This is a genomic window from Photobacterium sp. HL06 (assembly GCF_059552575.1).
This window is the reverse complement of the sequence record NZ_CM183914.1, coordinates 2909599-2933279: the sequence shown is the minus strand read 5'-3', so window position 1 is coordinate 2933279 and position 23681 is coordinate 2909599. Positions and strand designations below refer to the sequence as shown.

The 23681-nt window shown below is 45.3% G+C and carries 24 protein-coding genes and 1 riboswitch; of the genes, 16 read left to right on the top strand and 8 right to left on the bottom strand.

What is annotated here, in order from left to right; genetic code table 11:
- Nucleotides 1-2: 2 nt before the first annotated feature.
- The 3 genes from rsxB to AC51G0_RS13320 form a co-directional block, all read right to left on the bottom strand.
- Nucleotides 3-584 carry an electron transport complex subunit RsxB gene (gene rsxB, locus AC51G0_RS13330; protein ID WP_496299054.1) on the bottom strand — a complete coding sequence of 194 codons (582 nt, stop codon included), beginning with the start codon at nucleotides 582-584 and terminating at the stop codon, nucleotides 3-5.
- Nucleotide 585: 1 nt separating this feature from the next.
- Nucleotides 586-1167, bottom strand: coding sequence for an electron transport complex subunit RsxA (gene rsxA, locus AC51G0_RS13325; protein ID WP_496299053.1), 582 nt, complete (start codon nucleotides 1165-1167; stop codon nucleotides 586-588).
- A gap of 852 nt (nucleotides 1168-2019) precedes the next feature.
- Nucleotides 2020-3957: a bifunctional metallophosphatase/5'-nucleotidase gene (locus AC51G0_RS13320; protein WP_496299051.1), complete on the bottom strand. Its 1938-nt coding sequence runs from the start codon at nucleotides 3955-3957 to the stop codon at nucleotides 2020-2022.
- 450 nt (nucleotides 3958-4407) lie between these two features.
- Between AC51G0_RS13320 and uvrB the strand changes: the two genes are divergently transcribed.
- The 3 genes from uvrB (at nucleotide 4408) to AC51G0_RS13305 (ending at nucleotide 8627) form a co-directional block, all read left to right on the top strand.
- Nucleotides 4408-6429, top strand: coding sequence for an excinuclease ABC subunit UvrB (gene uvrB / locus AC51G0_RS13315; RefSeq protein WP_496299050.1), 2022 nt, complete (start codon nucleotides 4408-4410; stop codon nucleotides 6427-6429).
- A 383-nt stretch (nucleotides 6430-6812) separates the two neighbouring features.
- Entirely contained in the window at nucleotides 6813-8267 is a 1455-nt protein-coding gene (gene luxO / locus AC51G0_RS13310; RefSeq protein WP_496299049.1) for a quorum-sensing sigma-54 dependent transcriptional regulator LuxO, read from the top strand.
- The gene (locus tag AC51G0_RS13305; RefSeq protein ID WP_496299047.1) at nucleotides 8268-8627 is read left to right on the top strand and encodes an Hpt domain-containing protein; all 360 of its coding nucleotides are present in this window, start codon (nucleotides 8268-8270) and stop codon (nucleotides 8625-8627) included.
- Here AC51G0_RS13305 and yvcK read toward each other — a convergent pair.
- The 3 genes from yvcK to AC51G0_RS13290 all read right to left on the bottom strand — a co-directional run bounded on the left by yvcK (nucleotide 8589) and on the right by AC51G0_RS13290 (nucleotide 10663).
- Nucleotides 8589-9488, bottom strand: coding sequence for a uridine diphosphate-N-acetylglucosamine-binding protein YvcK (gene yvcK, locus AC51G0_RS13300; RefSeq protein WP_496299045.1), 900 nt, complete (start codon nucleotides 9486-9488; stop codon nucleotides 8589-8591). The genes AC51G0_RS13305 and yvcK overlap by 39 nt on opposite strands.
- Before the next feature lie 203 nt (nucleotides 9489-9691).
- Nucleotides 9692-10267, bottom strand: a complete 576-nt coding sequence (locus AC51G0_RS13295; RefSeq protein ID WP_496299044.1) for an LON peptidase substrate-binding domain-containing protein — start codon at nucleotides 10265-10267, stop codon at nucleotides 9692-9694.
- 168 nt (nucleotides 10268-10435) lie between these two features.
- Entirely contained in the window at nucleotides 10436-10663 is a 228-nt protein-coding gene (locus AC51G0_RS13290) for a hypothetical protein (RefSeq protein ID WP_496299042.1), read from the bottom strand.
- A 181-nt stretch (nucleotides 10664-10844) separates the two neighbouring features.
- A riboswitch (molybdenum cofactor riboswitch) is annotated at nucleotides 10845-10993 on the top strand.
- Here AC51G0_RS13290 and moaA point away from each other — a divergent pair.
- The 7 genes from moaA to AC51G0_RS13255 all read left to right on the top strand — a co-directional run bounded on the left by moaA (nucleotide 10982) and on the right by AC51G0_RS13255 (nucleotide 16176).
- Nucleotides 10982-11971, top strand: coding sequence for a GTP 3',8-cyclase MoaA (gene moaA / locus AC51G0_RS13285; protein WP_496299040.1), 990 nt, complete (start codon nucleotides 10982-10984; stop codon nucleotides 11969-11971). (Overlaps the previous riboswitch by 12 nt.)
- A gap of 81 nt (nucleotides 11972-12052) precedes the next feature.
- Nucleotides 12053-12565 carry a molybdenum cofactor biosynthesis protein B gene (gene moaB / locus AC51G0_RS13280; RefSeq protein ID WP_496299038.1) on the top strand — a complete coding sequence of 171 codons (513 nt, stop codon included), beginning with the start codon at nucleotides 12053-12055 and terminating at the stop codon, nucleotides 12563-12565.
- Nucleotides 12566-12570: 5 nt separating this feature from the next.
- Nucleotides 12571-13050: a cyclic pyranopterin monophosphate synthase MoaC gene (gene moaC / locus AC51G0_RS13275; RefSeq protein WP_496299036.1), complete on the top strand. Its 480-nt coding sequence runs from the start codon at nucleotides 12571-12573 to the stop codon at nucleotides 13048-13050.
- On the top strand, nucleotides 13047-13292 hold the full coding sequence (gene moaD / locus AC51G0_RS13270; RefSeq protein WP_496299034.1) for a molybdopterin synthase sulfur carrier subunit: 246 nt from the start codon (nucleotides 13047-13049) through the stop codon (nucleotides 13290-13292). The genes moaC and moaD overlap by 4 nt, the downstream gene beginning before the upstream one ends.
- A 2-nt stretch (nucleotides 13293-13294) precedes the next feature.
- Nucleotides 13295-13747: a molybdopterin synthase catalytic subunit MoaE gene (gene moaE / locus AC51G0_RS13265; RefSeq protein ID WP_496301949.1), complete on the top strand. Its 453-nt coding sequence runs from the start codon at nucleotides 13295-13297 to the stop codon at nucleotides 13745-13747.
- A gap of 384 nt (nucleotides 13748-14131) precedes the next feature.
- Nucleotides 14132-14668 carry a hypothetical protein gene (locus tag AC51G0_RS13260; RefSeq protein WP_496299032.1) on the top strand — a complete coding sequence of 179 codons (537 nt, stop codon included), beginning with the start codon at nucleotides 14132-14134 and terminating at the stop codon, nucleotides 14666-14668.
- A gap of 449 nt (nucleotides 14669-15117) precedes the next feature.
- Complete coding sequence (locus AC51G0_RS13255) at nucleotides 15118-16176, top strand: porin (RefSeq protein ID WP_496299030.1); 1059 nt, start codon at nucleotides 15118-15120, stop codon at nucleotides 16174-16176.
- 119 nt (nucleotides 16177-16295) lie between these two features.
- On the opposite strand, the gene AC51G0_RS13250 is transcribed toward AC51G0_RS13255, so the two are convergent.
- Entirely contained in the window at nucleotides 16296-16694 is a 399-nt protein-coding gene (locus AC51G0_RS13250) for a MerR family transcriptional regulator (protein WP_496299028.1), read from the bottom strand.
- Nucleotides 16695-17376: 682 nt separating this feature from the next.
- On the opposite strand from AC51G0_RS13250, the gene AC51G0_RS13245 reads away from it, so the two are divergent.
- Complete coding sequence (locus AC51G0_RS13245) at nucleotides 17377-17553, top strand: hypothetical protein (RefSeq protein WP_496299027.1); 177 nt, start codon at nucleotides 17377-17379, stop codon at nucleotides 17551-17553.
- A 237-nt stretch (nucleotides 17554-17790) separates the two neighbouring features.
- Here the strand turns inward: AC51G0_RS13245 and AC51G0_RS13240 are convergent, their stop codons facing one another.
- The gene (locus AC51G0_RS13240) at nucleotides 17791-17946 is read right to left on the bottom strand and encodes a hypothetical protein (RefSeq protein ID WP_496299025.1); all 156 of its coding nucleotides are present in this window, start codon (nucleotides 17944-17946) and stop codon (nucleotides 17791-17793) included.
- 59 nt (nucleotides 17947-18005) lie between these two features.
- On the opposite strand from AC51G0_RS13240, the gene AC51G0_RS13235 reads away from it, so the two are divergent.
- The 5 genes from AC51G0_RS13235 to oppF all read left to right on the top strand — a co-directional run bounded on the left by AC51G0_RS13235 (nucleotide 18006) and on the right by oppF (nucleotide 23631).
- Entirely contained in the window at nucleotides 18006-19637 is a 1632-nt protein-coding gene (locus AC51G0_RS13235) for an ABC transporter substrate-binding protein (RefSeq protein WP_496299024.1), read from the top strand.
- Nucleotides 19638-19752: 115 nt separating this feature from the next.
- Nucleotides 19753-20673 (top strand): oligopeptide ABC transporter permease OppB, encoded by a 921-nt coding sequence (oppB, locus tag AC51G0_RS13230; protein WP_496299022.1) that lies wholly within the window; start codon nucleotides 19753-19755, stop codon nucleotides 20671-20673.
- Between the two features lie 15 nt (nucleotides 20674-20688).
- Nucleotides 20689-21600: an oligopeptide ABC transporter permease OppC gene (oppC, locus tag AC51G0_RS13225; protein WP_496301948.1), complete on the top strand. Its 912-nt coding sequence runs from the start codon at nucleotides 20689-20691 to the stop codon at nucleotides 21598-21600.
- 76 nt (nucleotides 21601-21676) lie between these two features.
- Nucleotides 21677-22642 carry an ABC transporter ATP-binding protein gene (locus tag AC51G0_RS13220; RefSeq protein ID WP_496299020.1) on the top strand — a complete coding sequence of 322 codons (966 nt, stop codon included), beginning with the start codon at nucleotides 21677-21679 and terminating at the stop codon, nucleotides 22640-22642.
- Nucleotides 22642-23631 (top strand): murein tripeptide/oligopeptide ABC transporter ATP binding protein OppF, encoded by a 990-nt coding sequence (gene oppF, locus AC51G0_RS13215; protein WP_496299019.1) that lies wholly within the window; start codon nucleotides 22642-22644, stop codon nucleotides 23629-23631. Before AC51G0_RS13220 ends, oppF begins: the two co-directional genes overlap by 1 nt.
- Nucleotides 23632-23681: the final 50 nt, after the last annotated feature.

Genomic DNA, 23681 nt, shown 5'->3' with positions numbered 1-23681 from the left:
GGTTACTCTACCTTGTTGGCACTTGCATCTGTTGGAAGGTTAACGACAGGGATATGATCCAAATTCCATCGCCAGCTTTCCGGTGTCATTTCTACCGGTACCATTTCGATACAGTCGGTTGGGCAAGGAGCCACACAGAGGTCACAGCCGGTGCATTCATCTTTGATGACGGTATGCAATGCTTTTGTGCCGCCCACAATGGCGTCCACAGGGCATGCCTGAATACACTTTGTACAGCCGATACACATATCTTCATGGATAAACGCGACTTTTTTCAGGCCTTTGTCTTCATCATGTGCAGAGTCCTGGACGTCTACCCCCATCAGATCAGCCAGTTTCTCAATAGTTTGTTGGCCACCTGGAGGGCACTTGTTAATGTCATCACCGTTGGCAATGGCTTCCGCGTAGGGGCGGCATCCTGGGTAGCCACACTGACCACATTGGGTTTGTGGCAGAATGGCATCGATTTGCTCGACAATCGGATCGGCTTCGACTTTGAAGCGAATGGAGGCAAAGCCAAGAATAAGACCAAAAATCGCGGCAAGAACAGCGATTGCAATAACTGCAATTAAAATTCCGCTCATTTTATAGTTTCACCAATCCAGTAAAGCCCATAAAGGCAAGAGACATCAGGCCGGCAGTGATCATGGCGATGGAGGCTCCTTTAAAAGGGCTAGGAACATCAGCCGCAGCGATACGTTCGCGCATTGAGGCAAACAGCACCAGAACCAATGAGAAGCCAATAGCCGCACCAAAACCGTAGATCACGGATTCAATGAAGTTGTGGCGTTCATTGATATTCAGGAGTGCAACACCCAAAACCGCACAGTTAGTGGTGATCAGTGGCAAGAAGATCCCAAGCAGTCGATAAAGGGTCGGGCTGGTTTTGTGGACCACCATCTCGGTAAATTGAACCACTACAGCAATCACGAGAATGAAGCTGAGTGTTCGGAGGTATTGGATGCCGAGAGGGACAAGAATATATGCCTCGACGAGATACGCACACACTGATGCCAGGGTTAGCACAAAGGTTGTAGCCAAACCCATACCAATTGCTGTTTCCAGTTTCTTAGACACCCCCATAAATGGGCACAAGCCTAAAAATTTTACCAGTACAAAGTTGTTAACCAACACTGTACCTACGAGTAGTAGTAGGTATTCAGTCATACCGTCTTAATTATAATTGCTAGAGATCTGCATATTATCTTCCTTTGTTCACCCTATAACAACTCCTCAGAAGCAGGGTTTTTGAAGTTTGATGTGCTTTTCGTCAGTTGCAGCAGGCACTTTTACCCTAACCTAAATAATTTTAACCATGAGAATACGTTTTGAGATCAAAAATGAGGAGCAAGAGTACTTAGCCACCTCTATAGACCCTTGATCGTAAAAACGCGAAGACACGTTAAGCAAAACTGATTTTCAAAATCGCAGAGAAAAATCACTTGATTTTATTTTCCCCTGTTGTGATAGGGCTTGAGGTTAGTTATCCACGGAAACTGTGGATAAGTGTGTTGATGGATGTTTAGAAAAGCACATTTTGGCTATAGGTATGGCGGGGTGGTCAAAATTTGTCCAGTTCTGTTCGTGGCATTAAGCAGTTGTTATATAGGGGGGTAGGAATATGACTCAGAATAAATATGAATCAATTAGAATAATTACTTTAGGCATAGTAAGTCATAGATTGACTTGTGAATTGATTTGAATCAACAGTTGGAAAAGCTGTGGATGATTATTGTTGCCAATAATGATTAAAAGGAATTTTCTACGCTTGACATGAAACATCTGAAGTATAGCTGAACAAAGGCAATCTTGTTCGTGGGCGGTGATAATACGCCCATGGGTTGAATTGATCAATCCCTAACATTTATTTTTTTATGATTTTTTCCGTTTAGCGGCAGGTGCCTGATTGAGAAGGGGATAAAAAACCCAGATAGGACTATCTGGGCTTTTTGCGTCAGCCGCTAACCACCCAAGTTCTCATCACTTGTTAGTTAACAATAGGTTTGTTATCAGTTGTCGTTAATCTCCTGCTTTTGCTAGAGGGTTGTCGACTTCGCTTGAATCGGCTGGGGTATAGTTCAGACCGGTTGGGATCTCTGTTAGGGTACCCACAGCTTTCACATAGTCGATCATAGCCTGATTGTCCTTAAATCCTGAGTTTGTGGATTCTTTACCTAAGAACAAGTCATAACCGTCTTTGCCGCTTGCCAAGTAGGAGGAGGTGGCAACGCCATACACTGTATCGTCAATGATATCTACACAAGTGCTGGCTGTATCATCGACACCGCCCGGACATACTTGCAGGATTTCGATAGGGCTACCATCTGTCACTGTACCGTTATAGGAGTAGTTCAGATTGGCCGTGGTCGGGAAAGCACCGCTGGAGGTAGAGATAGCGTAGCTGATGGTGGTTTCCAACAATTCGCGTACTTCAGCACCTGTCAGGTTAACCAGTGTCACTTCGTTACCGAAAGGTAGTAGGGTACCGATGATATAGCCTGCTGTCAGGCCATCTGCGCCAGCTTGGATGTTGTGGCGAACACCACCTGTGTTGGTGATTGCCATATCGACCTTATAGCCTTGTTGCTCTAGCTTCCAGGCCATTGAGGCAGCGACATGAGCGCCGGCTTCAGACCCTGTTGTTGGCAGGGAGGCATCAAATTTCTTCTTACCTGGAATACGGGTATGGTCCAGGGTATTGGTGTCAATCGGGTCATCTTCGTCATTAACCTGGCCAATCACCTCAGAGTTAAACTCTTCAACTAGCGGTTTATAGTTCAGGTCGATGATGCGTCGTAGCGACTCATCTTCTTCGGTGATGGCGATATTGTTCTGATTAGCAACAAAGCTTTCGGTTGAAGTCTGATCTTCAGCAGTCAGGTCTGTGCGATTCTTACCGTCGTACTTGTGCACGAAGTTGTTGCCGATCAGCAGGGTGTTGTTGCCTTCACAACTAAGCAGTTCACCTTGCTCAGACAGGGTGACGTCGATTTGACCTACAGCCTCGGCATACTGGCCAGCTTGTACTACACAGGTCTTGCCTTTGCCGTCTTTGTTGGTGAAAATTTCAGCATAGCCGACTTCAGCGTCGCCATGGCCCAGACCTAGGTTGGTGAAATCGCCAAGACGGGTATGGGAGTGACCACCAACGATCAGGTCAACACCGTTGACTTCTTTGGCAACTTTGACGTCGCGTTCTAGACCGATATGGCTAACCATCACGATCTTGTTAACGCCCTTGGTTTTTAGCTCATCAACAATTAGCTGGGCAGTATCAACTTCTTTGTTGAAGCTCAGATCTTCACCCGGAGAAGAGATTGTCTCTAGATCTTCCAGAACCAGGCCAAAGATACCGACTTTCTCGCCGTTGAACTCTTTGATGGTGTAAGCTTTCAGGTTATCCAGGCTGTTCATATCAGCATCAGCGCTGGTATCAAGGTTAGCAGCCAGCAGCGGGAAGTTGACGTTTTCGATGAAATCAATCAGCGGTGCGTTGCCCAGATCGAATTCGTGGTTACCGATCGCCATGGCGTCCAGCCCCATTTCGCTCAATAGGGTTGCGTTACCGGCACCTTCTAGCAGGCTGAAGTAAAGAGAGCCCTGGAAGGCGTCACCACCGTGAAGCGCCAAGAAAGGTGTGTCGCTATCATATGCTGCTTCACGGGCTGCGTGTAGTTTGGCTGCCAGGCGAGGGTAGCCACCGGCATCAGTGCGAACTGTAAAGTCTTTATCTTCGGTGCTGAGATCGCTGTTTACAAAGTCCAGGTTATGGGCATCGAAGTTAGAGTGGGTGTCGTTAATATGAGCCACACTCATTTTGAATACTGGGGTTTCAGTTGTTGGGCTCGTTGTTGGAGTGGTAGTTTGGTTGCTATCGCTGTCATTACATCCTGTAAGCGCTGCTAATACAGCAATGCTAAGAAGACTTGCTGTTATTTTCTTTTGAGTATTTTTCATTATTTTCACTTAGCTATTTAAGGTAATCAGTTTTCAATCCATTTTTGAAAATGGAGGAAGGTTGTAATTTGTTCTATTCGAACGCAAAAATAGCCAAACTGAGCAGTTACTCCAATACGCTAAGTGATTGGCTGTGCGTATGATCACCCTGAAGTTGATAACTTTGTTAAATAATTTTAGGGCTATCAACAAACCAACAGCTAGAGTAAATACACAAGAAAAATCAGAGCTCAAACTTTATTTTTGAGGAGGTTGTCACGGTTGTGGTGAAATTGTGTGTTGTTTTTTGTGAAAAAGTGAGGGGCGGAGCTCTGTTCCAATGACACTCTGGTATTAGTGTTGTATGGGGGCAAATAGCAGAAAGGAAACCGTCACTCGTTTATTGACAAGCGTATTCACAGTAGCAAAATGTCTTATTAAGTCTTACCTCCCATTTTACGGAACCTCAGTATGAGTAAAACGTTTAATTTATCTTCTCGCTTTTCCCCCTCTGGCGATCAGCCGACAGCTATCAATCAGTTGCTGGAAGGGCTGGATGCCGGTCTTGCTCACCAAACACTGCTGGGGGTGACCGGTTCAGGTAAGACCTTCACTGTTGCCAATGTTATTGCACAAGCCAACCGCCCAACCCTGATCATGGCACCCAATAAAACCCTGGCGGCACAACTGTACGGTGAAATGAAGGAGTTCTTTCCGGACAATGCCGTAGAATACTTCGTTTCTTATTATGATTATTATCAGCCAGAAGCATACGTACCGACTACCGATACATTTATTGAGAAAGATGCTTCGGTCAATGCCCATATTGAGCAGATGCGGCTATCTGCCACCAAGGCACTGATGGAGCGACGTGATGTTATTATTATCGCATCTGTTTCAGCTATTTATGGCCTTGGCGATCCTGATTCTTACCTCAAGATGATGTTGCATGTCCGACGGGGAGATGTGTTGGATCAGCGTGACATTCTCCGCCGTTTGGCGGAGCTGCAATATACCCGCAATGACGTTGCTTTCGAACGAGGAACATTCCGGGTTCGCGGGGAAGTGATTGATATCTTCCCGGCCGAATCTGAGAAAGACGCCGTACGCATCGAGCTGTTTGATGATGAGGTTGACTGCATCAGTGCCTTTGATCCACTGACGGGGGCTGTCCATCAACGTGATTTGCCTCGCTGTACTATTTACCCTAAAACCCACTACGTTACACCTCGTGAACGAGTTTTAGATGCGGTGGAGAAGATCAAGGTTGAGCTTGAAGTTCGCAAAAAACAGCTCATGGAAAACAATAAGTTGGTCGAAGAGCAGCGAATAGCTCAGCGAACCCAATTTGACATTGAAATGATGAATGAACTTGGGTTCTGCTCTGGTATCGAAAACTACTCTCGTTACCTAAGTGGTCGTACTGAGGGCGAGCCGCCTCCGACACTGTTTGATTATTTGCCTGCGGACGGCCTGCTGATTATTGATGAATCACACGTCACCGTGTCGCAAATTGGTGCCATGTACCGTGGTGACCGTTCACGCAAGGAAAACCTGGTTGAATATGGTTTCCGGCTGCCATCGGCACTGGATAATCGCCCACTTAAGTTTGAAGAGTTTGAATCTTTGGCCCCGCAGACCCTGTATGTTTCTGCAACACCGGGGAAGTATGAAATAGAGCAATCCGGTGGCGATATTGCCGAGCAGGTTGTTCGTCCGACAGGTTTGCTGGATCCGGTGCTCGAAGTCCGCCCGGTTGCGACTCAGGTTGATGATCTATTGTCAGAAATCCGGATCCGAGAAGCTAAGGGGGAGCGGGTTCTGGTAACAACGCTAACCAAGCGAATGGCAGAAGATCTGACTGAATACCTTGATGAGCACGGTGTGAGGGTACGCTATCTGCATTCGGACATTGACACGGTAGAGCGGGTCGAAATCATCCGTGACTTACGTCTTGGTGAGTTTGATGTGTTGGTCGGGATCAACTTGCTGCGAGAAGGCTTGGACATGCCAGAGGTATCTTTAGTCGCGATCTTGGATGCCGACAAGGAGGGCTTCCTTCGCTCTGAGCGCTCACTTATCCAGACTATCGGCCGTGCTGCGCGAAATCTTGAAGGCAAAGCCATTTTGTATGCGGATAAAATAACAGGATCGATGGAGTGGGCGATGAACGAAACCAACCGTCGTCGTGAAAAGCAGCACGCGTATAACGAAATGCACGGTATTGTTCCGCAGGCGCTGAATAAAGCGGTCTCCGATATTATGGAACTCGGCCAAGGTAAGCGTAGTAAGCCGAATAAGGCTGCCCAACTCCATAACGTGGCGGAACAAAAAGGGACTTATAGCACAATGTCGCCACAGCAACTGGAAACTGAAATCCAGCAGCTAGAAAATGAAATGTATGATTCGGCGCAGAATTTGGAATTTGAAAAAGCCGCAGAGATCCGTGACAAGATCCATACACTGCGTGAGCAGTTTATTGTGAATAGCTAGGTATTGATGTGGGGCGCTTCGCGCTTTTATGGTGTGAGCAATATTCAGATAAAAAAAAAGCCAACCGAGAACAGATTCGGTTGGCGTCATTGTTTTAGTGAAATAATTCCACAAACAACGTCAGTTGGCTAGGTTGACTCTCAGGAAAGAGTCAGATTTATATATGCAGACACCGTGCCAACTTTTTTGTCATATGAAATTGTACTTTTTTGAGGCTTTTGACGAGTAATTTGTCACGATTTTCTCTATCCGCTCGCTGTATATTTGCATTTTGCAAATCATTATGCGATTCATAATGGGAATAAAGAAAATATGAATTTTGTCATAACAGTTTTTTTTCTATTGATTACAATTAGTTTAGGGAAAAGGGCTTTGGAGGGGCAATGGAAAGCAGGTCAAAACAGCGACAAGTATTAATGGTAGAAGATACCGCCTCGGTTGCGGCCTTGTACAAATCTTATCTCAATCCTCTCGGGTTAATGGTGGACATTGTCGGTACGGGGGCGGAAGCGCTTAGTTTCGTCAAAGATATAACTCCAGATTTGATTTTGTTAGATCTTCGCTTGCCAGACATGACTGGGATGGAAGTATTGGAGTCTGTGCGTCGTGAGCACGGTAATATTCCTGTTGTGATTATGACGGCGCATGGTTCAATTGATGTGGCTGTTGAGGCGATGCGCCAAGGTGCGCAGGACTTCCTGATTAAACCCTGCGAGGCTGATCGACTACGGATCACCGTGAACAATGCCTTGAAGGAAGAAAATAAAGCCCCTAAAGAACGCCAGAAATCTAAGCAGGGTGGGGCGCAATATCAGGGGTTTATTGGTAATAGTTTGCCGATGCAAGCGGTGTATCGAGTGATTGAATCTGCCGCTGCCAGTAAAGCGACAGTTTTTATTACCGGTGAGAGTGGTACCGGTAAAGAAGTGTGCGCCGAAGCCGTTCATGCGGCAAGCCCTCGAAATGATCAGCCATTTGTCGCTCTAAATTGCGCAGCTATTCCTAAAGATCTGATAGAAAGCGAACTGTTTGGTCACGTGAAAGGGGCGTTTACTGGCGCCTCAACGGAGCGGCAAGGGGCTGTTGAGATGGCCAATAAAGGGACGTTATTTCTGGATGAGCTTTGCGAAATGGATTTGGATTTGCAAAGCAAGTTACTTCGTTTCATTCAGACAGGTACTTACCAGAAAGTCGGTTCGTCAAAAACGAATACGGTGGATGTACGTTTTGTGTGTGCGACGAACCGTAACCCTTGGATTGAAGTCCAGGAAGGACGTTTTCGTGAAGACCTTTATTATCGCCTGCATGTTATTCCTGTCACACTACCGCCTCTGCGGGATCGGGGTGAGGATGTTATTGAAATAGCCCATGCATTATTGGCCTTGATGTCGGTAGAAGAAGGCAAAAACTTTAGCCGTTTTTCTCCAGAAGTTATTAATCTATTTCAAAGGCATAACTGGCAAGGGAATGTACGCGAACTGCAGAATGTGATCCGTAATATAGTGGTGCTCAACACCGGGGAAGAGGTTACGCTGCAAATGGTGCCTCCACAGATTAACAGTGGAGCTGGCGCTGAAATTGCATCCTCTATTCAATTATCAGTAGAGCCGCAAAAAAATGCGGATGTGAGTGGTGAAATTTCTCACAATCATTCAGTTGATAAAACACAAATTGAGCCGCTGTGGATTGTCGAAAAAAGAGCTATTCAGGCGGCTATTGATGCGTGTGACGGCAACATACCGCGAGCGGCGGGTCTATTGGAAGTTAGCCCGTCGACGATATACAGAAAATTGCAGGCCTGGCAGGAAGCGGCAGGTAGTAGCAGGGAGATTAAATAAATGGCAATGAGTATTAACACAGCAACAATCAAGCGCTTGGCTGAAGAAGTCGGAGAGGACACGGTAACATTATTACTGAATGTCTTCAGTGATGAGCTGGAGCAGTACTTACGTCAGTTATCTGATCAACCTTCGGTGAGCCAGGTTAGAGAAATTAGCCATGCAATAAAAAGCAGTGCAGCTAGCTTTGGGGCTGATGAATTGGCTGAAATGGCACAGGAATGCGAATCTCGGATGAAGCAGGGACAGGATCAGTGGATGAATGACCATCTGCCTCAGTTCAGACAGATGGTTCAGGGGATGGCTGTCGAGTATAAGCAGCTAGCCAGCAACGATGAGCTTATTAACCGCATGCTTTAGTTTGTCGCGGTCATGGCGCCATTCATGATTGCTAGACGCTAAATCTTCGATTACCTGGTGGTATCGGGGGGATAGTTCTGAACGGTGCTGATCAGATAGGACGCCATCAACCTGGCGTCCTCCCATCGATCTCTCACACCAGTGCAGCATAGACTCTAAAGACATCATTCCAGCAGGCCCTTTCTCTTTGTCCAAGTTAGTGACAAAGATAATTTTGGCCTTGCAGCTTTTGAGTGCAAGTTCAATTTCTTTTAGCAGTAGCGGTGGCATCACGCTGGTCAAGAAACTGCCCGGGCCAAGCAAGATTAAATCTGCACTCTCAATCGCCGTTACCGCTTCTTTTGTTGCAGGAACGGCAGGTTCGACATACAGACGCTGCGGCACTTCATTTAGCTCATCGACACTGGTTTCACCGCAGATAATCTCCCCTGTTGGGGTCATAGCAGACAGATCTGCAGGATGTTCGGACATCGGTACAATGTGAGTATCGACTTTAAGCATGTCGCGAATGAGGTTAATTGCCTCTAAAGGGCGGATAGAAAGATTATCCAATGCCTTAAGCATCAGGTTACCTAGATTATGGCCACTCAGCTCACCATTGCCCCGGAAACGATACTCAAAAATCATTGAACCGACAGAGGGTTCTGTGATCAGCTGGTTGATACAATTGCGGGTATCGCCCCAGGCTATCCCACCCTGGCACGCGCGAATGCGACCAGTAGAACCACCGTTGTCCGTTGTTGTTACGATTCCGGTAACCTGAGAGCCATAGTCTGATAGTGCAGAGAGGATCCGGCCGAGGCCATGTCCGCCGCCGATGGCAACAATTTTAGCATCAGCAATAGTCGTTGTTATAGTCATAGCCGCGTTGCATAAGTTTGTGGTCGAAATTGAAGTCAGTGTAAACCTATCGCAATAATAATTACAAATACCCAACAGTGGGTTGCAATATAAATCACGGACCGTGAAGGGAAACGAATAAAAATGCCCCACGTATTTTTCTTATGAAGGGCAAAGTACACTTTATAGACGACAGAGTGTGGATGTTGCTGATGCGGATGTTGCTAGTGGGGCTTTTGCATAATACTCATTAAATAATCGTATGTATCTAAGCAGTTTGGTGTGTTCAGTAGCGCTTGTTTCTCACAGGCGGGTACAGGCAAAATTTCTAGCCAGCGCTGACAGAGCCAACTCAGATTGTTGAACTCTTTGTTTTGGTTTAGCTCGCTAAGCTCAGGATGTTTATGAAACATTTGCTTGAGCTTTTCGGCCAGGATGCGCTGGTCGTTACGGATCTTGACTTCAGGCCACTGTGGAATAACGTCGTATTCACCAGAAAAAACACCGCTGTCACTTTGTTCAAGAGCATTGATACGGAAGTTTTCATGGCCGTAGACAGTAACAATAAGCGAACCATCAAGTGCTGAAGTGTCAAAATCTTCGACAGTGACTCGAGTACCAATATGGAAAAAGTGATGGCCATGTTCGGCTTCATCAAACATACAGATACCGAAGCCGTCACTGGAGGTCAGAGCGACCTTGAAGGCTTCCATTTGCGGGCCTGGTGCGATACGAATTGGCATTCTTCCGCCTGGTAACACATGGCGCTGTTGAAAAAGTAGCGGTATGGGCTGTTTCATAATCGGCTCCAACTGTCGTTATTGGTGTCTGGTAATATAGACACTGCAATTGTGGTGCCGAAATTTCATACCGCTATTTTGCTGTATCGCTGGACAGATGGTCACAGCCAAGTGCAATTTTTTTCATATTGCAAATTCTACTGCATTTTGCACTGTGCAAATTGCAAATCATTTTTGGTTTGCAATGATCTTTAATGCCGTGTCGCTGGGCAGTAGCTCTAAATGGCTCTGTTCATTAAAGTACCAGCCTTTAATGATCCCCTTCTCCATCATGTCGTTGAAGCCATCAATAACTCGTATGGCTTGTTCATAGGCGAGCTTTGCATCCAGCCCTTCTTCGCGCTGTAAATAGAGTGCAATATCCTCAACAGTCGCAGATTCGATAATGTTGGACATAATTCCCCCACTTTTTGTGAGAATTGTTATCTATATTCCCTTTAGTAGTATTGTCGTGAATTCCTGTGAAAGGTAGAATGCAAAGCGATTTTTTAAGATATTTGTCACTAAGGCGAATTATCTGATACGTTATAATAATTAAGCCGCTATGTACCAAGTGCGTTTGTATACCTTTGGTCTATGGCTGCCATAACTCCGAGCTATATTCACTAAGTTGCAGCCTTTTCGGGATGACAATAGGTGAATACAGACAGTGACAGGTTGTCACCAGGGTCGATAAAGAAATGCATCGGCCTCCCGTATTTGGAAAGGTGTTCCGTGGCGAATCAATTCGAAGATAAATTTAATCGTAAGTTTTATTACTTACGACTCTCAGTAACTGACGTTTGTAATTTCAAATGTACATACTGCTTGCCTGATGGCTACCAGCCTGCTGAAAGGAAGAAGCCTTCCTTTCTGACGCTTGATGAAATCCAGCGCGTAACAGGAGCATTTGCCGACTGCGGTACGACAAAAGTCCGTATTACCGGCGGTGAACCGAGCTTGCGCCGTGATTTCACTGATATCATCCGTACTGTGGCCTCCCAGCCAGGTATCAGCAAAGTGGCAACGACAACCAACGGTTATCGCATGGCAAAACACGTCAAAGAATGGCGTGATGCTGGATTGACTCATATCAATGTGAGTGTCGATAGTCTTGACCCGAAAATGTTTTATCAGATCACCGGTGAGAATATGTTTCACCAGGTGATGGCGGGTATCGATGCGGCTTTTGATGCGGGTTTTGAGCAGGTTAAAATCAATACCGTCCTTCTAAAAGATCTGAATTCGCAAGAGCTGCCTAAGTTCCTTGACTGGATTAAGACCCGTCCGATTCAGTTGCGATTTATCGAACTGATGCAAACAGGCGAAATGGATGACTTGTTTAAAAGCCATCATGTTTCCGGCGTCAGCATTCGTAACTACTTGATCGCCAACGGTTGGCTTCAAAAAGTGAGAAGCAGCAATGATGGCCCGGCCCAAGTGTTCTGCCACCCGGATTATCAAGGTGAGATTGGTCTGATCATGCCTTATGAGAAAGACTTCTGCCAAAGCTGTAACCGTTTGCGGATTTCGGCCAACGGTAAGCTGCATCTTTGCCTGTTTGGCGATCATGGCGTTGAATTGCGTGATCTGCTGGAGGCTGATGAGCAGCGGGCGGCATTGATCGATCGCATTCAAGGTGGGTTACAGCAAAAAGCCGTTGGTCACTTCCTTGATGATGGCAATACAGGTATGACGCCGCACCTTGCCTCAATTGGCGGATAATGCCGGATCTGATCTGCACTAGTGTCGGATCAGATCGCCTAATTTCAATCTACTAATCTTTTCAGTTTGGGAATTACTGTTATGGGTCATGCAGAGACTGCGTTTGAGCCAGCACATGTTGCTGTATTGACGGTGTCAGATACGCGCACCGAAGAGAATGATACCTCAGGACACTACCTTGCAGAGTCATTGCAAGATGCAGGTCATATACTCGCCGATAAAAAAATTGTTATTGATGATGTTTATCAAATTCGAGCGGTTGTTTCGCAGTGGGTTGCCGATGAGAAAGTACAGGCAGTGATGATCACTGGCGGAACAGGGTTCACGTCACGAGATAATACACCCGAAGCGTTGATCCCGTTGTTTGACAAACAGGTTGAAGGCTTTGGCGAGATATTCCGAATGGTCTCTTACCAAGAGATCGGTACCTCAACCATTCAATCTCGAGCGGTTGCAGGCATGGCCAATAAAACAGTTATTTTTGCTATGCCGGGTTCAACAGGCGCTTGTCGTACCGGATGGACGAAAATTATTAAACAGCAGCTGGATGCCAGCCATCGCCCGTGCAATTTTATGCCTCACCTAGGGAAATAAAGAAGATGACTCAATTTACACATATCAATGCTTCCGGTGAAGCCAATATGGTTGATGTTTCTGGCAAAACAGAAACGGTTCGTGAAGCACGTGCTGAAGCTTTTGTTCATATGGCACCTGAAACATTAGCCTTAATTGTTTCAGGCAAGCACCATAAAGGTGATGTTTTTGCAACTGCACGTATTGCCGGTATTCAGGCTGCAAAAAAAACCTGGGATCTGATCCCGCTTTGCCATCCATTGCTACTGTCGAAAGTAGAAGTACAGCTAGAAGCTATTGAGGCTGAAAATATGGTACGCATTGAGTCATGCTGTAAGTTGGCAGGCAAAACTGGCGTTGAGATGGAAGCATTGACTGCGGCGTCAGTAGCCGCTCTGACTATCTATGATATGTGTAAAGCTGTACAGAAAGATATGGTTATTGGTCAGGTCCGTTTGTTAGAAAAAACAGGTGGCAAGTCAGGTCATTTTAAGGTGGAAGCATGATTAACGTACTTTTCTTTGCACAGGTAAAAGAGCTGGTTGGCGTTGATCGCCTTGAAGTAAACGCGGAGTTTGAAACTGCTGAAGCACTACGTGAACACTTGAGTGAGCGCGGTGACAAGTGGCAGTTGGCGCTGGAATCAGGCAAGTTGCTGGTTGCAGTAAACCAGACTATCTGCCCGTTAGAAAGCGCGATCAAGGATGGGGATGAAATTGCATTCTTCCCGCCTGTCACCGGAGGTTAATGATGATATCAGTACAGTTTGAAGATTTCTCTGTTGCAGATGAATACGCCAAGTTGGCGGAAGGGACTGATGCTGGTGCAGTCGTTACTTTCATTGGCAAAGTGCGTGATTTCAATCAAGGGGATAGTGTAACAGGGCTTTCACTAGAGCATTATCCGGGAATGACTGAAAAATCACTGGAGGAAATTGTAGAACAGGCCCGCGAGCGTTGGCCATTGCTGCAAACCCGGGTGATTCACCGTGTTGGCGACTTGGAACTTGGTGATCAGATCGTTTTTGTTGGTGTTTCAAGTGCCCATCGCGGTGCTGCTTTTCAGGCATGTGAATTCATCATGGACTATTTGAAAACCCGTGCGCCATTCTGGAAAAAAGAACAGACGGCTGATGAATCCCGCTGGGTCGATGCCCGTGAAACCGATACTTCTGCAGCCGATCGCTGGAAAAAAGAGCTGTAAGAAATGCGCTCTAGGCCCCTAGAGCGTGTATCTAGCCGTTTTAGCAGGGTAGAGCGGCCTCTTGGCTGCTTGCCCAGCCTGTTTTGCTAAGAATCAGACTTCCCCCCTTTTTTGCATAATCCGTCAATTCCCTTCCTTTTCTGAGTAGCATAATTAACACCCTTTCACTATCTGATACATACCATTAACAGCTCAAGGCCACATACTAGCAGGCTAATAAATGGCTACTTACACTTATCTAACAAGCTCGTGAATAATCTTTCTCTAATATTCAGGTATTTTTTCAGTCATGGGTGTGCTAATTTCAAAATATAGGAATAAATAACCACTTTATTTGAATTGTTATAAAGTTTCGTGTTGTTCGGTGAAGAAAGGAGCGTAGTTATGATCAGGAGCGATCGATTACTCTATGAAATTGCGCCAGATGGTTTTGGTGGGCGTCATTGTGAACCTTGGGAACAATGGCGTGAACGGGCCCAAAGCATCTTGCCCCAGTTTCCTGAAGAGGTATTGGAACAGTGGGTATATCGTCATTGGAAAGGAGTGCTGTGTAATTGGGGCTGGTTAGACTTTCAGGCGATGTCCTTTTCCAAAGAAAGTTGGAGTACCGAAGATATCATTACGCAAATTAAAACACCGCATGATGATGTGGTTAGCAAGTTTTCGAACCGTATGAATAATCCTATTTTTCAGCGCAGTTGGTTGGTGCAGAACATGCAGGAAAATGGGTCTTGGCCAATTGCGCCCATCGTATTGCATTATGAAAGAGATTTGTATGCGACAAACGGGAGGGTATTACAAGCGCCTTATAACTTGCTAGAAGGCCATCATCGGCTTGGTTACTTGAAATCTCTTATCGAACAAGAGGCATATGTACAGGAACAGCATGATATATGGTTAGTTCGTATTGCTCTTCACTAATAGTGAGTAATTTCTCCCCAGAATAATAAGGCAGCCTTCGAGAGGTTGCCTTTTTTGAATCCACAAGATTGTATTTTTATGCTCAATGTCGAGTTAACATTTTTGTCCTGATTTTGACCTTTTTTTGCCTTAATAGTCGCTGGCGAGAAAAATATTTAGCTTTTTTTTATAATTTTTTTGTCTTTTTGGTTATTTTGTATTCCATTTGGTTATTGATATAACAAACAGTAAAATTCATAAAAAGTGAATAATATTCCAAACCAAACGGTTGTTTTATAAAATCAATGAATTTTTATGCTCTCACTGCTGTGTATTACGTGGTACAAGACTCTGCGATTGATGTTTTTTGTGGTGATTTATCGTGTTGCGGTGTTTTTTTGTTGCTGTTATGTTTCTTTGCGACTCGGGATGGGTCAATAAGTACAAAAAAATTATTACAGGTAAGTAAAATGAAAAAAACACTATTAGCAGTAGCAATTCCCGCCGTTATTTTCAGCAACGCTGTCAGCGCTGTCGAACTTCTAAAAAATGATGAAGCAATGGTTGATTTCTATGGCCAGCTTCGTACCGAAGTAAAAAAACTAGAAGATAAAGATGTTACCCTGAATGCGGGCTCATCTCGTACTGGCGTAAAGGCACAGTATGTACTTACCGATACAGTGGATGTGTTCGGTAAAGTTGAATTTGGTCTGAACTATGCACACGATGGTTCTGATTACACAATGAAAAACCGCCTGCACTATGCAGGTCTAGATACAGATTTTGGTAAGTTTACTTTTGGTCGCCAGTGGGTTGTGTCGGATGACGTCTACGGTGCAGATTATTCTTACTTCTTTGGTGGAACAGGGCTTCGTCATGCGACCTTATCAGGTGCTCGCCATGATTCTTTGATTAAATACAATTTCGAAGGCGAGAGCTTCCAACTGGCTGCCAACTATGGTCTTGACGAGGACGATTCTAACCAAGAGCTAGCGGAACTATACTTGGTGACAAGTGCTGGTGATTTCAACTTCCACGTAGGTGGTGGTGTAAACCGCGATAAGTCTTACAAAGTCGGTAGTGATGATTCAACAGGTAAAGATGTTGATGTTAATGCGGATATTGAGAATACCTTCTTTGAAGGTACGGTTGAGTATACGTTTGGCTCTGCACTGATTGGCTTTACTTATTATAATGCCGAGCTGAAAGATCAGGGATCGAATGTTTCAATTGATGAAAATGCATACAGCTTAGCGGGAACTTACAGCTGGGCAGATAATGCGACGGCATATGCTGGTTATGAGTATGTTGAGCAAGAATCAAAAGCGCTAAGTGCTGATGGTGACGGAACACTGATCTACGTTGGTACTGATTACCACTTCAATAGCTGGTCACGAATTTATGTTGAGTATGGTTACGGTGATGGCACAACGCTAGGTTACTCGAACAAGGGTAGTGATAACTCAATAAAAGCAACAGATGCTGATGGCGAAAGTAGCTTTGCTCTAGGTGCACGCGTTTACTGGTAATTACCTCAACATTCATTGCCTTATTTTTTGCCCGGCTTGATAGCCGGGCTTTTTTGTATTTTATCGCTGTTATCATATAAAGAAATTAGTTACAGGTGCAAAACGAGAGGGGGAGTTGATTAATCAAACTTTGCAAGCTGTTGATAACAACTACGTTCGGCTGAGTTGAGTTCCATCATCACAGACTGAATATCCGTCTGCTGTTGTAACAATAGCTTCTGTCGATGTTGTATGGCATTAAGCATTGCTTGCAGCTGCTTCTTATTTCGCTTCTCAGCATCATAGAGATGAAAGAGTTCATGAATATCGGTAAGACTAAACCCTAACCGTTTCCCTCGTAAAATAAGTTTTAAACGTGCCCGGTCTTGGCGTGAAAAGACACGATTCTTTCCTTTTCGGCTCGGTTTTAGCAGCCCCTGATCTTCGTAGAAACGAATGCTTCTGAGGGTTACAGCAAACTCGTGGGCCAACTGTGAGATAGTAAAGGTCTCTGCAATGTCTTGATTAGGTTTGTTCATTGGTCGTCATTCCGTCGATACTCCAGAGCGAGTCCATGCTCTAATCGCGGATCATTCCACACCAGGCAAAAATTCACAAGTAGGCTGAATCATCGGGCGCGGTTTGGGGCAGGTAGTGCTGGTGAAGTTAGGGGCATAAAAATAGCCCCTTTAAAAGGGGCTATGGTGGTGAAATCAAGCTGTCTAAACCAGCTTATTTAGCACCGTTAGATTCACTTTTGGCTTTATGTGCTGGCGGCACATAACCATGGCGAACACGGGAAGGACTAGGACGCGAGAAACAACCAGCTGGTCTCATATATCAACTCTCAAGATAGAACGGAACGGGAACGGAACATCGAAACGAGTACTCATGACCTGAACATGATTAACCGTCTCAATAGTGATGATAGTAGCGTTATTGACCTGTTATAGGTACTTGAAAATTGTTAAAAAAAGCCTTTGTGAAAAGTTAATCTATCAGTGTTTTTTTTATTCAATTTCGTTATTAAGGGTGTGCTACAGGCGTAATTTTGTCTTTTGTGCCATATTTAAAATCCGGCCTGAAAATTTCCTGACGATTTTTTCTAGCATAGGGAATAATTATTCAGTTAGGGCTTTCTATACGGTTGCTGGCTGTAGCTGTTTCTTATGAAAGATCTTATTGAAGTTCCTGTTATTTTGGTTAACAGCGGAGGGTTCCATGAAGCACAAACGTGTATCAAACCGACGAATGAAACAAATACTGGGTGAGATTATTTACGAAAATATGCACAGTGGTTCACAAAATAGGGATGATGATCAAACATTAGTTGAAAAGAAACAACAGTCAGCCAGAGATAATGCTCCTGATCTCAATATAGACAGTGAAAATAAGTAAGTGACCGTTGTTTCTAAAGCGTCCTATTCAGGGCGCTTTTTTATGTCTGCGTGTCATGTTTTTACATGAATGTTATTGACTCTTTTGTGTTTTGTTACTGGTCTGAGGTTTTTATGCTGGTTATTTATTCAAATCTACAATTAATTATGCAAATTTAGAGTTTTTTTAGCGTTTTTGGCGGATATTTCTCTGTTGTTAGGTTTTTATGACAGAATGAACTGTAACCAAACGTTTGGGCTAGTTATTTGAACTGGTTTGATGGTGAATATTAAGCACAATATCACTTTTTGTTGTGAATTTGTGGCAAATTGCTTCAATGCCTGATAAAGTTTTGACCAATTCTTCGGTTCGCTCTGCATTGTTGAGGATTAATAATGCAGACACTGCTGACATTTTATGCGCCAACTGAAGAACGTCATGGACGTATTGATAGAATGTATTGGAGCTAATGCATGTATAAGAATAAAATTACTCAGGCGCTTTTATTGGGCGCGGGTATGACCGTAGCAGCAACCTCTTTTTCTGCACTTGCTGCTGAAGTGCCAGCTGGTGTTAAGCTAGCTGCGAAACAAGAACTGGTTCGCGGTAACGGTACTGAAGTTGCTTCACTGGATCCACATAAAACCGAAGGTGTACCAGAGTCACACGTTATTCGTGATCTGCTGGAAGGCCTAGTTAATCAGGACGAAAACGGTAACACTGTCCCTGGTGTTGCAGAAAGCTGGGAAACCACTGACAACCGTTCGTTCACTTTCCACCTGCGTAAAGATGCAAAATGGTCGAACGGCGATCCTGTCACCGCACATGACTTTGTTTACAGCTTTAAGCGTGCAGTTGATCCGGCAACAGCTTCTCCTTACTCATGGTACCTAGAAATGACGACCATGAAGAATGCTGATGAGATCATCGCAGGCAAAGCGGACAAAGAAACGCTTGGTGTAACAGCCATCGACGACAACACGCTGAAGATTGAACTTGAAGCTGCCGTACCATACTTTGTGAAAATGATGGGCCACACAACAGTGAAGCCTGTTAACAAAAAAGTGGTTGAGAAGTACGGTGACGACTGGACTAAACCTGCCAACTTTGTTGGTAATGGTGCATTCGCTCTGGACAAGTGGGTTGTGAATGAACGTATTGTTCTGAAGCGTAACCCTCAGTACTGGGATAACGACAAGACGGTTATCGATCAGGTTACTTTCCTGCCGATTGAAAACCAAGTTGCCGAAATGAACCGCTTCCTGGCGGGCGAAATTGATATCACTAACGAACTACCGAACGAGCACTTCCGTCGACTGCAAAAGCAGCATTCAGACGTAGTGTCTATTTCTGGTAACCTGTGTTCGTACTACTATGGTTTCAACAACGCAAAAGCACCGTTTGATGATGTACGTGTTCGTAAAGCACTGTCTTATGCTATCGATCGTGACATCGTGACCAAGGCGTTGCTGGGTCAAGGTCAAAAGTCTGGCTACTTCCTAACACCGGAAATTACAGCTAACTTTAACCCTGTAACTCCAGCGTACGGTAAGCTGACTCAGAAAGAGCGTAATGCTAAAGCGAAAGAGCTTCTTGAAGAGGCTGGTTTCGATACAGGTAACCCTCTAGAGTTTACCCTGCTGTATAACACGTCTGAAAACCACAAGAAGATTGCAGTAGCAATTGCCTCTATGTGGAAGAAGAACCTAGGTGTTACAGCTAATCTGGAAAACCAGGAGTGGAAGACTTACCTAGATAACCGCCGCCAAGGCAACTTCGATGTAACCCGTGCCGGCTGGTGTGGCGACTACAACGAAGCATCTAGTTTCCTATCCCTAATGCAGAGCAACAATAGCTCAAACGATCCTAAGTATCACAGCAAAGCTTATGATGCGATCATGGAAAAAGCACTGAACTCAACCTCAGAAACTGAGCGTGAGCAGCTTTATATCCAGGCTGAAAAGCAACTTGCTGCAGATATGCCAATTGCACCTATCTATCAGTACGTAAAAGCGCGTTTGGTTAGCACCAAAGTAGGTGGCTTCCCTACGAACAACGCTGAAGACAAGCTGTTCTCGAAAGATATGTACATCATTGCTGACTAATAAACAGCAAGATAATAAATAAGCGCTGCTCCCATGGTGGGGGCAGTGCCGATTGTCATTTTTAATTTCTGGCAATCTTCCTAACTGTCACAGACTAAAATATACGGTGGAGTTTATGATTAAATTCATCGCCAAACGGATTTTTGAAGCGATACCAACCCTGTTGGTATTAATTACAATCTCGTTTTTCCTGATGCGCTTTGCACCAGGCAACCCATTTTCAAGCGAACGCCCGCTTCCTCCTGAAGTAATGGCCAACATCGAAGCCAAGTATGGTTTGGATAAGCCTGTCTTCGAGCAATACACAACTTACCTCGGTAATATTGTACAGGGTGACTTTGGCCCATCATTCAAATATAAAGATTTCACGGTAAATGAACTGGTAACAAAAGCACTGCCAGTGTCAGCCAAAATCGGTTTCTTTGCGTTTATCTTTGCATTGGTGATGGGGGTAGCCGTCGGAACCATTGCCGCATTGAAACAAAATAGCTGGATAGACTATATGATAATGTCCACGGCCATGGCCGGGGTGGTCATGCCGTCCTTTATCCTCGCCCCGGTATTAATTTATATCTTTTCGATTAACCTAGGCTGGCTGCCGGCGGGCGGTTGGCTTGATGGTTCGTTGAAATACATGTTACTGCCAATGTTTGGTATGTCGCTGCTGTATGTTGCTACGTTTGCCCGTATTACCCGCGGTAGCATGATTGAAACGTTAAACAGTAACTTCATCCGTACCGCACGTGCGAAAGGTTTGAGCTACCCGTACATCATCATCAAGCATGCACTGAGACCCGCACTACTACCCGTTGTGTCTTATATGGGCCCTGCTTTCGTCGGTATCATTACTGGTTCGGTGGTTATTGAAACTATTTTTGGCCTGCCAGGCATTGGTAAGCTATTTGTTAACGCCGCCTTTAACCGTGACTACTCGCTGGTTCTTGGTATCACTATTCTTATCGGTACGCTGACTATTATCTTCAATGCCATTGTCGATATTGTACTGGCGTATATTGATCCGAAAATTCGTTACTAAGGGGCCGAACAAATGATGCTTACTAAAAAAGACAATGTAGAGGCCGTTGAAAAGTTTTCAGAGCAACTGGAAATTGAAGGCCGTAGCCTATGGCAGGATGCGGGGATCCGCTTTAAGCGAAATAAGGCTGCAATGTTCAGCTTGGCTATTCTGTCACTCATCACACTTGCCGTCATCTTTGGCCCAATGTTCAGTTCATATGCTTTTGATGATACGGATTGGTATGCGTTGCATGCGGCACCGAGCTTCGGTGAGGAAGGTCACTTCTTTGGTACCGATAGTCTAGGTCGTGACTTGTATACCCGTACCTTGATTGGTGGCCGGATCTCCCTGATGGTGGGTATTCTTGGTGCCTTGGTCGCAGTAGTGATTGGTACCTTATACGGTGCAGCTTCAGGTTTTATCGGCGGCCGTACCGACCGAGTAATGATGCGTATCCTCGAGATTCTTTATTCGATTCCATTCATGTTCTTCGTGATCGTCTTGGTAACCTTCTTCGGCCGAAACATCATGCTGATCTTTGTGGCTATCGGGGCAATATCATGGCTCGATATGGCCCGTATTGTTCGTGGTCAGACACTGTCTCTACGCGGCAAGGAGTTTATTGAAGCGGCGCATGTATCCGGCGTAAGCCGCTGGCGGATCATTACTCGCCACATCGTACCAAACGTTCTAGGTATTGTTGCCGTGTACTCAACCCTACTGATACCGACAATGATCCTGATTGAATCATTCTTAAGTTTCCTAGGCCTGGGTGTCCAGGAGCCAATGACAAGCTGGGGAGCCTTGTTGCAGGAGGGCTCTCAAACTATGGAGGTTGCCATCTGGCAGCTGATGTTCCCGGCTGCATTTATGATGGTAACTTTGTTCTGCTTTAACTATGTGGGTGACGGTTTGCGTGACGCACTGGATCCAAAAGACAGATAAGAATGAGTCGTGCTTTAGCTCATGACCGACGAAGTTGAGGTCATGAGCTGGAGGCGAAAAGTTATAAGGAAGTATTATGAGCTTATTAAATGTCAAAGATCTGCGCGTAGAATTTACAACACAAGACGGTATCGTCACCGCGGTTAATGATCTTAACTTTTCTCTGCAGCAGGGTGAAACCCTAGGCATCGTTGGTGAATCAGGTTCAGGTAAAAGCCAGACGGTTTTTGCCATTATGGGCCTGCTTGCCAAGAACGGTATTATCAGTGGTAGTGCCAAGTTTGAAGGCCGTGAGATTTTAAATCTGCCGGAAAAAGAGCTGAACAAAATTCGCGCCGAGCAGATCGCGATGATTTTCCAGGATCCGATGACCTCACTTAACCCATACATGAAAGTGAGCGATCAGCTAATGGAAGTGCTGATGCTGCACAAAGGCATGGGCAAGGCAGAAGCCTTTGAAGAAAGTGTCCGCATGCTGGATGCGGTTAAAATTCCAGAAGCGCGTAAGCGTATTACCATGTACCCACATGAGTTCTCTGGCGGTATGCGTCAGCGTGTAATGATCGCGATGGCACTGTTATGCCGTCCTAAGTTGTTGATTGCTGATGAGCCAACAACCGCGCTGGATGTAACCGTTCAGGCGCAGATCATGGAAATGCTCAATGAGCTGAAAAGCGATTTCAATACTGCGATCATTATGATCACCCACGATCTGGGTGTCGTTGCCGGTAGCTGTGACAAAGTGCTGGTAATGTATGCTGGCCGTACAATGGAGTACGGTAAGATCAACGAAATTTTCTATAAGCCATCACATCCTTACACTGAAGGCCTGCTCAAGGCGATCCCACGTCTTGATACCGAGGGGGAGGAGTTACCAACCATTCCAGGTAACCCGCCTAACCTACTACGCCTACCTGTTGGTTGCCCTTACCAGGAGCGTTGCCACAGGGTGTCAAGTCGTTGTTCGCAGGAAGCTCCTGCTTTGAAGGACTTTACCGAAGGTCGTTTACGTGCGTGTTTTTCTGATGTGGGGACGTGGTAATGGAAGCACAAAAAAATCTACTGTTAGATATTACAGATCTGAAAGTTCACTTTGATATCGCGGCCAAGTCAGCATGGCCGTGGAGCAAGTCGTCAAAGCTAAAGGCGGTCGACGGTGTCGGTATTCGTCTATATGAAGGTGAAACACTAGGAGTTGTTGGTGAATCGGGCTGTGGTAAATCAACATTTGCCCGTGCCGTGATAGGCCTGGTTGAAGCCACTGATGGTAACGTTGTCTGGCTGGGTCAAGATTTGACTAAGTTGGATCACGCCGCTATGCGCGAAAAGCGTAAAGAAATTCAGATGATTTTCCAGGATCCGCTAGCCTCACTGAACCCGCGTATGACCGTTGGTGAAATTATTGCTGAGCCACTGAAGGCTTTCTATCCAGATCTTGCTGTTGATGATGTTAAGCAGCAAGTTAAAGAGATGATGACCAAGGTTGGCTTGTTGCCTAACGTTATCAACCGCTATCCTCACGAATTCTCGGGTGGTCAGTGTCAGCGTATTGGTATTGCTCGTGCTTTGATATTGAAACCGAAGCTGATTATTTGTGATGAGCCTGTTTCAGCATTGGATGTATCAATTCAGGCACAGGTTGTAAATCTACTGATGTCACTACAGAAAGAAATGGGGCTCAGCCTTATTTTTATTGCACACGATCTCTCGGTAGTGAAACACATTTCTGACCGAGTGCTAGTGATGTATTTGGGTAATGCGGTAGAAATGGGCGAAAGCGATGCATTGTTTGCAGAGCCCAAGCACCCTTACACCAAGGCATTGATGTCAGCCGTACCGATCCCCGATCCGGATCTGGAGCGCAATAAACACATTGAATTGTTGGAAGGCGAACTACCTTCACCAATGAACCCGCCGTCTGGCTGTGTATTCCGCACTCGTTGTCCTCAGGCAACGGCCTCTTGTGCTGAGATGAAGCCTCAGTTGGAAGGTGGTGACATTCATGCAGTTGCTTGCCTGAATGTGCATTAATTCAAGCCTGTGACAGGCTTTAAGCGCGGTGTCAAAGCCGCGCTTTTTTT